The sequence below is a fragment of the Streptomyces sp. NBC_00663 genome (genome assembly GCF_036226885.1).
Classification (GTDB): Bacteria; Actinomycetota; Actinomycetes; order Streptomycetales; family Streptomycetaceae; genus Streptomyces.
Map to the genome: position 1 here is coordinate 2,324,101 of NZ_CP109027.1, position 13,298 is coordinate 2,337,398.

General features: G+C 68.7%; 10 protein-coding genes. All 10 read right to left on the reverse strand.

From position 1 onward, the window contains the following. Positions 1-5: 5 nt before the first annotated feature. The 10 genes from OG866_RS10440 to OG866_RS10485 all read right to left on the reverse strand — a co-directional run bounded on the left by OG866_RS10440 (position 6) and on the right by OG866_RS10485 (position 13,270). Positions 6-2,177 carry an FxsB family cyclophane-forming radical SAM/SPASM peptide maturase gene (locus tag OG866_RS10440; protein ID WP_329333605.1) on the reverse strand — a complete coding sequence of 724 codons (2,172 nt, stop codon included), beginning with the start codon at positions 2,175-2,177 and terminating at the stop codon, positions 6-8. Positions 2,178-2,199: 22 nt separating this feature from the next. Beyond that, entirely contained in the window at positions 2,200-2,391 is a 192-nt protein-coding gene (locus OG866_RS10445; protein WP_329333608.1) for a hypothetical protein, read from the reverse strand. 264 nt (positions 2,392-2,655) lie between these two features. Then, entirely contained in the window at positions 2,656-4,185 is a 1,530-nt protein-coding gene (locus OG866_RS10450) for an amino acid permease (protein ID WP_329333610.1), read from the reverse strand. Positions 4,186-4,323: 138 nt separating this feature from the next. Continuing rightward, positions 4,324-6,249 (reverse strand): 1-deoxy-D-xylulose-5-phosphate synthase, encoded by a 1,926-nt coding sequence (gene dxs, locus OG866_RS10455; RefSeq protein ID WP_329333612.1) that lies wholly within the window; start codon positions 6,247-6,249, stop codon positions 4,324-4,326. Positions 6,250-6,429: 180 nt separating this feature from the next. Next, positions 6,430-7,752: a sugar ABC transporter permease gene (locus OG866_RS10460; RefSeq protein ID WP_329333614.1), complete on the reverse strand. Its 1,323-nt coding sequence runs from the start codon at positions 7,750-7,752 to the stop codon at positions 6,430-6,432. Then, positions 7,749-8,540 carry an ATP-binding cassette domain-containing protein gene (locus tag OG866_RS10465; protein WP_194080635.1) on the reverse strand — a complete coding sequence of 264 codons (792 nt, stop codon included), beginning with the start codon at positions 8,538-8,540 and terminating at the stop codon, positions 7,749-7,751. The genes OG866_RS10460 and OG866_RS10465 overlap by 4 nt, the downstream gene beginning before the upstream one ends. A gap of 245 nt (positions 8,541-8,785) precedes the next feature. Further along, positions 8,786-9,877 (reverse strand): sugar ABC transporter substrate-binding protein, encoded by a 1,092-nt coding sequence (locus OG866_RS10470; protein WP_329344022.1) that lies wholly within the window; start codon positions 9,875-9,877, stop codon positions 8,786-8,788. A gap of 133 nt (positions 9,878-10,010) precedes the next feature. Beyond that, a complete protein-coding gene (locus tag OG866_RS10475; RefSeq protein WP_329344025.1) occupies positions 10,011-11,210 on the reverse strand; it encodes an ROK family transcriptional regulator in 1,200 nt (399 codons plus the stop codon). Between the two features lie 183 nt (positions 11,211-11,393). Beyond that, positions 11,394-12,317: a carbohydrate ABC transporter permease gene (locus OG866_RS10480; protein ID WP_329333617.1), complete on the reverse strand. Its 924-nt coding sequence runs from the start codon at positions 12,315-12,317 to the stop codon at positions 11,394-11,396. 17 nt (positions 12,318-12,334) lie between these two features. Beyond that, positions 12,335-13,270, reverse strand: a complete 936-nt coding sequence (locus OG866_RS10485; protein WP_329333619.1) for a carbohydrate ABC transporter permease — start codon at positions 13,268-13,270, stop codon at positions 12,335-12,337. Between the last annotated feature and the right edge of the window lie 28 nt (positions 13,271-13,298).

The window sequence follows — 13,298 nt, forward strand, 5'->3', positions numbered from 1 at the left end:
CGCCGTCAGCCGCGCAGCCTGTCGGCCATCCGGCGGCCGGCCGCGGTGAGGCCGTCGTGCGGGATCGCCCGGGCCGGGAGGCGGTCCAGGTACGCGGACCGCAGCCCCTCCTTGGTCTCGTCGTCGCCGGCGAGGTCGAAGAGGTCCGCCAGGGCGTTGAACTTCATCTGCTGCACTCCCTCCACGATGAGGCCGGCCAGCGCCACGGCGGTGTCCGGCAGCGCCACTCCCAGGGCGCCGAAGGCGTGCGGGTCGGCGGCGACCTGCCCGTGGGGGCCGGTGCTCCGTAACGGGGTGCACGCGGTGAACAGGGCGCGCACTCCGGGGCCCCGGCCCGCGTTGCGGGCGCGCAGGTGCACGGCGGCCTCGGTGAACTGACGGAGCCAGCGCGTGTGTTCGGCCTCGTCGAGCGCGGGTGCGGGGGTGGGAGAGGCGGGCAGGGGGTCACCGCCCAGGCCGCCGGAGAATCCGTCGCGGTAGCGGTCGGTGTCTTCCACGAGGACGCTGAACTCCCGTGTGGCCAGGCGTCGTACGGCGCGCCAGGCGAAGCCGGAGTCGGCCGCGTCGGTGAGGGGGCGGGGCGGTTCGTCCGGGCGGGCGGCGACCAGGAGGCCACCGGCACGCGCGAGCAGGGCGACCGGTCCGTGGCCTGCCGGAAAGGCCAGGTGTCCGATCCCCGGCAGGTGGGCCTGGTCGGCCTCCTCCGGCAGGTCGACGCTCAGTTCGATGCCGGTTTTGAGCGCCGCCGCCAGCGCGATCTCGCCGAGCCGCTGCCGTACGGCGGCCGCCGGCAGCCGCCCTTCGATGCCGCGCACCGCCCAGGTGCCGAGATACGGGTGGCGTACGGTCCGCGCGGTCTGCCCGGGCCACTGCCGGTCGAGGTGGGCCAGGGCGCTCGCCTCTGGGCCGGGGTAGCGGGCGCACAGGGCGGTGAGGAGCATCCGGCGGACGCTGGCCTCGGCGTCGGTGAGGGCGCGCAGGGCGGCGGTGTCGCCGTCGCCCGCCGCGAGGGAGTCGAAGCCGTGGGCGGTCAGCGTGTGCGTCCGGCGCGCCGGACGGGGGCGGGGGGCACGCAGCACATGGCCGATCAGCCGGAAGAGGTCCTCGCAGTAGACGGAGGGGTTGTCGAAGCCGTTGGCGGCGCGGTGGCGGTGACCGTACAGTCCGCCTCCGCAGATCCGGACCACGGAGCACTCCCGGCACTGGCGGCTCAGCGTCTCCGCTCCCCCGCCCTGGGCCAGGAAGCCGGGGTGTGCGGCGGCCTCGTCGAAGGAGTTCCGCAGCACATGGAACCCGGTGGCGGGCGCTCCGGGCCCCGCGGTCTTGAGCCAGTCGGCCTGTTCGATCTCGCCGTCGGTCTCGACGACGACCAGGTCCGGGCTGCCGAGCCCGAGCGCCTCGGTGAAGGACTCCCGACCGTCCCGGCCGGCCTCGATCGAGTCGAAGAGGCGGACCGGGAAGGGCCTGCCGTCGGCAGTCCAGCGGTCATGGACGGTGATCAGCCAGCGGGCGTGGGCGGCGGGGCGGGCGGGGTCCGCCGGCGGTGGCCGGTCCCAGGTGGCGTGCGGAAGCAGGAAGTCCACCCGCGGCGGATCGAGCGCGGCGAGGGCCTCGTACACGGCGACCGGGTCGTTCTGTACGTCGATGGTGCACAGCAGCCCGGCGAAGGCGCCGCGGTGCTCGGGCGAGCCGAGGAGGCGTACGGCCCTGACGACGGCGTCGTAGGACCCGGCGCCGTTCGCCCGCTTGCGGTGGCGGTCGTTGGAGGCGCGGTCGCCGTCGAGGGAGATGCCGGTGCTGATCCGCTCGCGGACCAGCATGCGGCATGTCGCCTCGTCCAGGAGCAGGCCGTTGGTCTGCATGCGCAGGTCCAGGTCGCACACGCCGTCCAGTGCGGCGCGCAGGTCCTGTGCCGTGCGGGCCAGTCGGTCGGGTCCGGCGAGCAGGGGTTCGCCGCCGTGCAGGATGACGTGCACGCGCGGGAGTTCGGGGTGGGCCCTGGCGTGTTCGGCGATGCGTGACACCATCGCCGCCGCCACCTCGTCCGGGACGACCTGCGGCCGGCGCCGCCAGCTCTGGTCGGCGTGGCGGTAGACGTAGCAGTGATCGCAGGCCAGGTCGCATCTGCTGTGCATCTTCAGGACGAACTGGCGGAATGCTCTTGTCCCTGCGGTCATCGGCCCTTGGCGTCCGTGACGGTCAGATGCTGGAGTTGAAACCGGAGTCGGACTGCCCGCCGGACGGCAGCAGCCTGTTCAGCAGGTGCCGGTCGATCTCACCGGAGTCGTCCAGGGCTACGTCGCCCCAGTCGGGGACCTCCGTGGCCAGCGGCGGGGTCACCGCTCCTAACTCGTCCAGAAGTGCGCCGGACGCCTCTCCGCCGTTCGTCATTGCGGTCTCCTTCGCCGGTCCGCGCATCGCGCCGGTCGGATCGTCACCGAGTGGAATTCGCACTGAGCAGTCGCGAGGTGGCTCGTCGTCACCACTCCCCCATCATCGTGGCCGCTTCCGGTCGGACACAAGGGCGGTAAAGGTACCTTACGAGCCAGCTTCTCCAAGGCAAGAGTCAATTCCGGTCAGCATGAGGCAGGTTGCGAACATGACGCGGCCCCGTACGGGGCGCCGGGGCGCTTCGCACGGGGCCGGGACGGGCGGTTACTCCGCGCTGCCGTTCGGCGGTTTCGGCTTCACCACCTGCCCCACCGGCGTCTCCTTCCCCTTCGCCAGCCGGCTGTGCGAGCGGCCGTACAGGAAGTACACGACGAAGCCGAGGACCATCCAGATCGCGAACCGCAGCCACGTCTCCGTCGGCAGATTCAGCATCAGCCACAGGGAGGCGAGGACGGAGAGGATGGGGAGGACCGGGACCCACGGGGTGCGGAAGGAGCGGTGCAGGTCGGGGCGGGTGCGGCGGAGGATGATGACGCCGATCGCGACGACCACGAACGCGAACAGGGTGCCGATGTTGACCAGTTCGGCGAGTTCGCTGAGCGGGGTGAAGCCGGCGACGATCGCGATGATCACGCCGAGCAGGATGGTCGGGCGGTGCGGTGTCTTGAACCGGGGGTGGACCTGGGAGAAGAAGCGGGGCAGCAGACCGTCGCGGCTCATGGCGAAGAAGACGCGGGTCTGGCCGAGGAGGAGGATCATGCAGACCGTCGTCAGGCCCACCGCCGCGCCGAAGCTGATGAAGCCCGCGTACCAGGGGTGTCCGATGGCCTTGAAGGCGTCGGCGAGCGGGGCGGTCACGGACAGCTCGGTGTAGTGCTGCATACCGGTCACGACGATCGACACGGCCACGTACAGGGTGGTGCAGATGATCAGCGAGCCGAGGATGCCTCTGGGCATGTCCCGCTGCGGGTTCTTCGTCTCCTCGGCCGCCGTCGCCACGACGTCGAAGCCGATGAAGGCGAAGAACACCACGGACGCCGCCGTGAAGATGCCCATGACGCCGAAGTTGGAGGGCGCCCAGCCGAACATCAGCTGGATGAGGGGCGCCTGGAGGTCACCGCCCGCATCCACCGGCTGGGACTTGGGGATGAACGGGTCGTAGTTGTCGCCCTTGATGAAGAAGGCGCCCGCGATGATGACGACGAGGACCACCGTCACCTTGATGGCCACGACGATCGACGTCACGCGCGCGGACAGCTTCGTGCCCAGGACCAGGATGCCGGTCAACACGAGGACGAGCGCCGCCGCGAGGATGTCGAAGCCGAAGCCGTCGGCGCCGTCCCGGCCGCTGAGCGCCTCCGGCAGATGCCAGCCCGCGTTGTCGAGGAGCGAGGCGATGTAGCCGGACCAGCCGACGGCGACCACCGCCGTGCCGAGCGCGAACTCCAGGACCAGGTCCCAGCCGATGATCCAGGCGGGCAGTTCGCCGAGGGAGGCGTAACTGAAGGTGTAGGCCGAGCCGGCCACCGGGACGGTGGAGGCGAACTCGGCGTAGCAGAGCGCGGCCAGCGCGCAGACGACGCCGGCGACGACGAAGGCCAGGGCGACCGCCGGTCCCGCGTTGTTCTTGGCGACCGTGCCGGTCAGGACGAAGATGCCGGTGCCGATGATGACACCGACGCCGAAGACGGTCAGATCCAGCGCGGAGAGGGATTTCTTCAGCGCGTGCTCTGGTTCCTCGGTGTCGAGAATGGACTGCTCGACTCTCTTCGTCCGGAAGAGTGTGCTGCTCACGGGCGTACCTCCCACGCTGTGTCGTCCTCGACATGATCGAGAGGGGGCGTACTGCGTATGCCCCGGCGCGTGGGGATTCACGCAAATGGGCCGGTCCTACCACCCTTCGCGGTGGTACGACCGGCCCATTCAGGCGTGTCAGTCGCGTGCGGGCTCCGGCTCCTCGGCCGCCGCCGCGCTGCTGTACCTGCCGTCCAGCTTCGAGACCAGGCCGGTGACCTGCCGGGCGATGTCCGGCGCGGTCAGCCCGATCTCCGCCATCACCTCGGCGCGCGAGGCGTGGTCGAGGAAGCGGGGCGGGATGCCGAAGTCGCGCAGGGGTACGTCGACGCCGGCGTCGCGCAGGGCCTGGGCGATCGCGGAGCCGACGCCGCCGACGCGGGAGTTGTCCTCGACGGTGACGACCACGCGGTGCCGCTCGGCCAGCGGGGCCATCGCCTCGTCCACCGGCTTGACCCAGCGCGGGTCGACGACGGTGGTGGTGATGCCCTGCTTGTCGAGGAGCGAGGCGATCTCCAGGCACATGGGGGCGAGGGCGCCCACGGAGACCAGGAGCACGTCCGGGGTGTCCGTGCCGGGCTCGCGCAGTACGTCCATGCCGCCGACGCGTCCCACGGCGGGGACGGCGGGGCCCACGGCGCCCTTCGAGAACCGTACGACCGTCGGCGCGTCGTCGACCTGGACGGCCTCGCGGAGCTGCGCGCGGACCTGGTCGGCGTCGCGCGGGGCGGCGAGTCTGAGGCCCGGGACGACCTGGAGGATCGACATGTCCCACATGCCGTTGTGGGAGGCGCCGTCGGTGCCGGTGACACCGGCGCGGTCGAGCACGAAGGTCACGCCGCACTTGTGCAGGGCGACGTCCATGAGGACCTGGTCGAAGGCGCGGTTGAGGAACGTGGCGTAGACGGCGAAGACCGGGTGCAGTCCGCCGGTGGCCAGGCCCGCGGCCGACACCGCGCCGTGCTGCTCGGCGATACCGACGTCGTAGATCCGGTCCGGGAAGGTGTCGGCGAACTTCTTCAGGCCGACCGGCTGGAGCATCGCGGCCGTGATGGCGACGATGTCCTGGCGCTCCTTGCCGAGCCGCACCATCTCGTCGCCGAAGACGGAGGTCCAGTCGGCGCCCGAGGCCTTGACCGGCAGGCCGGTGTCGGGGTGGATGGGGCCGATGCCGTGGAAGCGGTCGGCCTCGTCCTGGAGGGCGGGCTGGTAGCCGCGGCCCTTCTCGGTGAGGACGTGGACGATCACCGGGCCGCCGAAGCGCTTGGCGCGGGCGAGCGCGGACTCCATGGCCTCGATGTCGTGGCCGTCGATGGGGCCGACGTACTTCAGGCCGAGGTCCTCGAACATGCCCTGCGGGGCGATGAAGTCCTTGAGGCCCTTCTTGGCGCCGTGGAGGGTCTCGTAGAGCGGCTTGCCGACGACCGGGGTGCGCTCCAGGAGGTCCTTGCCGCGGGCCAGGAAGCGCTCGTAGCCGTCGGTGGTGCGCAGGGTCGCGAGGTGGTTGGCGAGGCCGCCGATGGTCGGCGCGTAGGAGCGCTCGTTGTCGTTGACGACGATGACCAGCGGGCGGTCCTTGGCGTCGGCGATGTTGTTCAGCGCCTCCCAGGCCATACCGCCGGTGAGGGCGCCGTCACCGATCACGGCGACCACGTGGTCGTCACGTTTCTGGATCTGGTTGGCCTTCGCGAGGCCGTCGGCCCAGCCGAGGACCGTGGACGCGTGGCTGTTCTCGATGACGTCGTGCTCGGACTCCGCCTGCGAGGGGTAGCCGGACAGGCCGCCCTTCATCTTCAGCCTGGAGAAGTCCTGGCGGCCGGTGAGCAGCTTGTGGACGTAGGACTGGTGTCCGGTGTCCCAGAGCACCTTGTCCTTCGGTGAGTCGAAGACACGGTGCAGGGCGATGGTGAGCTCGACCACGCCGAGGTTCGGGCCGAGGTGGCCGCCGGTCTTGGAGACGGCGTCGACGAGGAAGGTCCGGATCTCCTCTGCCAGCTGGTCCAGCTGCTCCAGGCTGAGCCGGTCCAGATCGCGCGGTCCCCTGATGCGGGTCAGCAGCGGCACCCGTGCCTCCTTGCAGTAGAGCTGTTGCCGGGCTTGTCGAGTCTAATGTTCCGCCTTTGCGGACGGCGCCCGGGAGGTGCGTCATACATCACGCGATCGGCTGTACCCACGATCCATCGTTCGTACGACATGAGAACGGCCCGGCGCTGTGTTTCCAGCGCCGGGCCGTTCTCGGGCGAGCTAGCCGCGTCCCGCTGCCTTCTGGGACTTACGCGAGACCGAGTCGATGACCACGGCGCCGAGGAGGACGCCACCGGTGATCATGTACTGGATCGACGTGTTCATGTTCAGCAGGTCGAGGCCGGTCTGGATGGACTGGATGACCAGCATGCCCAGCAGGGCCGACCACACGTTGCCGCGACCGCCGAACAGCGACGTACCACCGATGACGGCCGCCGCGATGGCGAGCATCAGCGTGTTGCCGCCACCGGCGTTCAGCGTCGCCGACGCCGTCTGACCGGCGAAGAACATACCGCCGATCGCCGCGAAGCCACCGGAGATCGCGAAGACGCTGATCCGGACCATCGGCACGTTGATGCCCGCACGACGGGCCGCCTCGATGCCGCCGCCGACCGCGAAGACCTTGCGGCCGTACGTCGTACGACGCAGCACGAAGTCCACGATCACCAGCGAGGCGAGGAAGATCACCAGCGCGTTGGAGACACCGGCGGAGTTGTTCAGCACGACCGCGGCGGCGAAGGCCGCGACCGCGAGCGCCCCGACGCGGATCAGGATCTCGCTGGTCGCCCGGAAGGGCACACCCGCGGCCTTGCGGCGGCGCTGGTCCATCAGGGAGCCGATCAGCATGGACGCGACGGCGAGGCCGGCCAGGAGGTAGGCGCCGACGATGGCCTGGTCCATGAAGAACGAGCTCTGGCCGAGCAGCTGGATCGGGCCGCTGTCGGACGGGATGTTGATCGTGCCGCTGTCGCCGAGCAGCCACAGCATCAGACCGTTCCAGCCGAGGAAGCCGGCCAGCGTCACGACGAACGCCGGAACGCCGATCTTGGCGAAGAACCAGCCGTGCAGGGCGCCGATGGCGACACCGGTCACGACGGCCAGGATCAGGGCGAGCCACTGGCCCATGCCGTGGTTGACCACGAACACCGCGAAGATCGTGGACGCCAGACCGCTGACCGAGCCGACCGACAGGTCGATCTCACCGAGCAGCAGCACGAACACCAGGCCGATGGAGAGCATGCCGGTGGCGGCCATGAAGTAGCTGATGTTGGACAGGTTGTCCGCGCTCAGGAACAGGTCGTTCTTCAGCTGGAAGATCGTCCAGATGACGATCAGGCCGACCACGACCGGCAGCGAGCCCAGCTCGCCGCCCTTGACCTTGCGCTTGAACTCGGTCAGGTAGCCCTTGAGACCCTCTTCACGGATCAGCAGGCGCGGGTCGACGACCGTGACCGGGGCGGCCGTGGGGTCGTCGGCGGGGGCCACGGTGGACTGGTCCGCCACGACTCCGTCCGTCTTCTCTACCTTCGACGTGTCGCTCACTTTGCCGCCTCCGTGCTGCGACGCCCCGCACGACGGGTCACGGCGTTGTCCGTGGCACCCGTGATGGCGGCGATGATCTCTTCGTGGGTGGTGTCCTTCACGGAGAAGGAACCGTTGTTCTTACCCAGGCGCAGCACGGCGACGGTGTCGGCGACAGCCTTCACGTCGGCCATGTTGTGGCTGATGAGGATGACGCCGAGGTTGCGCTCGCGCAGCCGCTCGACGAGGTCGAGGACCTGCGCGGTCTGCTCGACGCCGAGGGCGGCGGTGGGCTCGTCCAGGATGACGACCTTGGGGTCACCGATCAGGGCGCGCGCGATGGCGACGACCTGACGCTGACCACCGGAGAGGCTCGCGATCGGGATGCGGACGCTCGGGATGCGGATGGAGAGCGTCGACAGCAGCTCGCGGGCCTTCTGCTCCATCGTGACCTCGTCGATGACGCCGCGGTGCAGCAGCTCGCGTCCGAGGTAGAGGTTGCCGACGACATCGAGGTTGTCGCACAGCGCGAGGTCCTGGTAGACCGTCGCGACGCCGAGTCCCTGGGCGTCGTGCGGCTTGTTGATGCTGACCGGCTTGCCGTCCCACTCGATGACGCCCTCATCGATGGGGTGGACACCGGCGATCGTCTTGACCAGCGTGGACTTTCCTGCGCCGTTGTCGCCGACCAGGGCGACCACTTCTCCGGCGTGGACCTCCAACTCGACGTCGGTGAGTGCCTGCACCGCACCGAATCGCTTGGAGACTCCGCGCAACGCCAGCACGGGCGTAGCGGACACGTGAACCATCTCCTTCGCCGCCTGACCGGCGGGGATGCCGCGCTTGGGGTAGGCGCGGAGAGTTGTGCTCGAAGCACGATTTACCAGATGAACTTGCGCGCAGCCCGGCCGAGTTGGCAACGGGCGCGTACGCGATGCTTCCGTCCGGCGCCCGCCCCGCAGCGGGGTATGTGGGCGGGGCGGGCGCCGGAGGGGCTTTGAGTACCTGCCGACGGGGCGTGCCGTGGCTCAGGCACGCCCCCGAAGGCGGGTGGTTACTGGAGGCCGGCCTTCTTGCACGCGGCGGCGTAGGCCGAGGTGCAGATCTGGTCGACGGTGTACAGCTTGTCCTTGATCACCGTGTCCTTGATGTTGTCGACGGTGACGGAGACCGGGGTCAGCAGCTGCGACGGGACCTTGTTGCCGGAGCCGTTGGTCATGGTCGTGGTGGCGAGGTCGTCGATGCTCTTGCCCTCGACCAGGTTGACCGCGAGCTGGGCGGCGGCGTCGGCCTCCGGCTTGAAGGCCTTGTAGACCGTGCTGGACTGGGTGCCGGCGACGATGCGCTGGATACCGGCGAGCTCGGCGTCCTGGCCCGTCAGCGGGATACCGGAGATGCCGGAGCCCTTGAGGGTGTTGGCGATACCGCCGGCCATGCCGTCGTTGGCGGCGTAGACGCCCGCGATGTTCTTGGCGCCCAGCTGGGTGATGGCCGCCTTCATCTTCTGCGCGGCGACCGAGTCCTTCCAGAGGCCGGACTGCTCGTAGGCGATCTTGACCTTGCCGTCGAGGACGCTGTGGGCGCCCTTCTTGAACAGCGCGGCGTTCGGGTCGGCGTCGTCACCGTTGATCATGACGACGTTGGCCTTGGGGGTCGCCTTGGAGCCGAGCGAGTCGAGCAGGGCCTGGCCCTGGAGCTGGCCGACCTTCTCGTTGTCGAAGGAGACGTACGCGGAGACCGGGCCCTGGGCCAGACGGTCGTACGCGATGACCTTGACGCCCTTCTTGACCGCGGCCTCGATCGAGGACTTGATGGCGGCCGAGTCCTGGGCGGAGACCGCGATGACCTTGACGCCCTTGGTCACCATGGTGCTGACCTGCTGGGCCTGCTTGGCGGCGTCGGCTCCGGCGTTGGCGTAGGAGACGGTGCAGTCGTCGCACAGCTCCTTGACCTTGGCCTCGAACAGCGGCTTGTCGAACTGCTCGTAGCGCGTGGTGACGCTGTCGGGCAGGAGCAGACCGATCGACTTGTTGCCCGAGCCGGCGCTGCTGCCGCTGTCGGAGTCGTTGTCGTCGCCGGCCTTGCCGCACGCGGCGGCCGTGAGGGCGAGGGCCGAGACCAGAACGGGTACAGCCGCACGACGCATAAGCGTGTTCACTTCAGAAACCTCCCTGACGAGGCCGCGTCGTTGCGGCCGAGGTGGCTGGAAGTCAACTCGGCCACACGTGCGACGTCAAGAAGTAAATACTTAACGGGTTGGCAACGGCGGGTTTCGTTCTCTAAGTGAAGGCAGGAGCCGCTGCGTGCAGCGTGCCGTCCAAAAGGGTCGAATCGCCCATCTCGCTGAGTGCGAGAGCAAGCGCTCCGAGCACCTCCGCACGGCCTCCAAGTGCCCCGGGGAGAACGGTGAGTTGACGTGCCGCGCTGGGAATGGCGTAGCGGCTGACGGACTCCCTTATGGGCCCGAGGACCAGCTCGCCGGCCTCCGCGAGATCACCGCCGAGGACCACCCTGCTCGGGTTCAGGAGATTGCAGAGATTGGCGACTCCACTGCCGATGTGTCGGCCGACGTCGGCGATCACCCGACGGCAGCCAGGATCTCCGTCCCTGGCCAGCCGCACGACGCCTTCCATCGTCAGGTCCGTGCCGTGACTGGACTGGAGGAGCGGCAGCACATAGCGCGCGGCCGCGAAGGTCTCCAGGCAGCCGCGGTTTCCACAGCGGCAGACCGGGCCGGATTCATCAAGAGTAATATGCCCGATTTCTCCCGCTGTGCCACCCGGGCCCCGGTAGATCTTGCCGTCGATGACCAGACCGGCGCCGACACCGCTGGCGACCTTGATGTACGCCAGGTCCCTGACGCCCCTGCCGCTGCCCCAGACCATCTCGCCGAGGGCACCCAGGTTGGCGTCGTTGTCGACGTGCACAGGGACGCCCAGACGGCCGCGCAGCTCCTCCGCGGGCTTGGTGCCGATCCAGCCCGGCAGGATCGCCGAGGAGCCCAGGGAGCCGGATTCCACGTCGATCGGGCCCGGGACGCCGAGGCCCACTCCGGCGATCTTCGAGCGGTCGACGCCGGTTGCCGCGATCAGGCGGTTGACCAGCTCTTCCGCCCGGTCGAAGCCCTGTGTGGAGGAGGCGTCCACGTCCAGTGGCTCGGACTCCTCGGCCAGCACCTGGTGGGCCAGATTGCCGACCGCCACCCTCAGGTGCGTATGGCCGAAGTCGACACCGATCACGATGCCGGCGTCGCCGCTGAGCGAGACGCTGCGGGCCCGCCTGCCGCCCGCGGACGTGGGCGTGACCTCGACGGTCCCGCCGTCCTTCAGCTCCCGGACGATGTTGGAGACGGTGGCCGCGGACAGACCCGTGGTCCGTGCGATCTCCGCCTGGGTGAGCGACCCGGCCAGCCGGACGGCCCGGACGACCCGTTCCAGGTTGGCTCGGTGCAGCGACGACTGCGACCCCGGAGTCTCCACGACGACCTCCTGCGCGCGGGACCGCATCGACGAGGCCCCGTTCATGTCCAACTAGTGAACTCTAAGCTGAGCCGTTCGGGTCGCCTCCCGTCAAGAGGTTGAACAGTATCCGGGACTCCGCGCACGCCTCGGCGCACCGTCACCTGGGGCGGGGACGGTGCGCTCACGGGCGCTCTCGGAGCGCTACTTCAAGGTCGCGGACGTAAGGCCCGCCTGCACCTGGCGCTGGAAGGACAGATAGACGACCAGCATCGGGATCATCGCGATGGTCACGCCCGCGAAGAGCACCGGAAGGTCGGAGGCGTACCCCTGTTGCTGCTGGAGCTGGATGAGCCCCTGGGTGAGGACGTAGCGCTCGGGATCGTCACCGCTCTGCGGCTGCATGAGGACCGTCGGCAGGATGAACTGGTTCCACTGGCCGAGGGTGTTGAAGATGCCGACGCTGACCAGTCCGGGCTTCGCCATCGGCAGCATCACCTGGAAGAAGGTGCGGCTGTGCGAGGCCCCGTCGAGGATCGCCGCCTCGAAGACCGCCGTGGGCAGGGTCCGGAAGAAGGCGTGCATGAAGAAGACGGTGAACGGCATCGAGTAGGCGACGTACACCAGGATCAGCCCCTGGTAGGTGTTCAGCATGTCCAGCCGTTTGACCATGAAGAACAGCGGGACCAGGGCCAGGAACACCGGGAACATCGCGCCGGCCACGAAGAAGTAGTACAGGAAACGGTTGCCCCAGAACTCGTAGCGGGCCAGCACGTACGCCGCCATCGAGCCGAACAGCATCGTCAGCGGCACGGAGAAGACCAGCACGATGACGGTGTTCAGGAAGTAGTCGCCGATGCCCTTGTCCCAGGCCCGGCCGAAGACGTCCAGCGACCAGTTCTGCGGCCAGCCGAACGCCGAGCCGCCGATCTGGCCGTCGGTCTTGAAGGAGCTCAGGACCAGCCAGAGCAGAGGCAGGATGATCAGCAGGGCCCACAGGGCGAGGAAGCCGTGCGAGAAGACGTTCAGCACGACGCCTTCGCTGCGGTCGTCGCCGGGGCGGACCGGGGTCTTGGCCACGGGGCGCCGCACGGGGGCGTCCGCGGTCTCCTTGATGGGGGCGCTCATCGTCGTATCTCTCCCGCTCAGAACTCGACGCGGTCGCGGCGGGTGGCACGCAGCATGACCACGGACAGGACCAGGGTGAGCAGCAGCATGACGACGCCCATCGCGCAGGCGTATCCGCTCTTGCCGAAGTACTGGAAGTTGCGCATCATCACGGTCGACATCACGTCGCTCTTGTGATCGGGACCGCCGCCGTAGGCGCCCATGTTCTGGGTCATCGAGGAGACGAGGACGAACATGTCCATCGCGACGATGCCCAGGTACACCCAGGCGGTCTGCACGCTCTCCCAGAGCAGCGGCAGGGTGATGCGGAAGAAGGACTGGTTGCGGCCGGCGCCGTCGATCAGGGCTGCCTCGTAGATGTCCCTGGGGATGGACTGCATCGCGGCCGAGAACAGCACCAGATAGAAGCCGACGCCGTGCCAGACGACGGCGATCATCAGCATCCACAGCACCAGGTTCGGCTCGTTCAGCCATTCCATCGGATTCTGGGCGTCGACCAGTCCGAGTTTGATCAGGAAGCCGTTGAGGAGACCGCCGCCGTCACTGCGGTACACCGCGTTGAAGAGGACGGCCACGATCGCCAGTGACAGTACCTGCGGAAAGAAGTAGACGATTTTGTAGAACGCCGATCCGGCGACGCCCGAGACCCCGCCGGCCCGGCTGCGTCCGCCCGCGTTCAGCATGAACGCGAAGAACAGGGCGAGCAGGATCGTGATGGCCGGGATGAAGATCAGGAACAGGATGTTGTGCCAGATGGCCTGTATGAAGACGTCGTCGTCGAAGAGCGCCTTGTAGTTGTCCAGGCCGACGAACTTGAAGGTCTGCGACTGTCCCTTCCAGTCGGTCAGCGAATAGCCGAACGTCTGGATGTACGGCCAGATCACGAAGATCAGATAGAGCGCCACGGGAACGAACAGAAATCCCGCGACGAACCTGTACTGCCCTTTGCGCATTGGCGTTTCCTGCCCCTGGTGTCCTCCC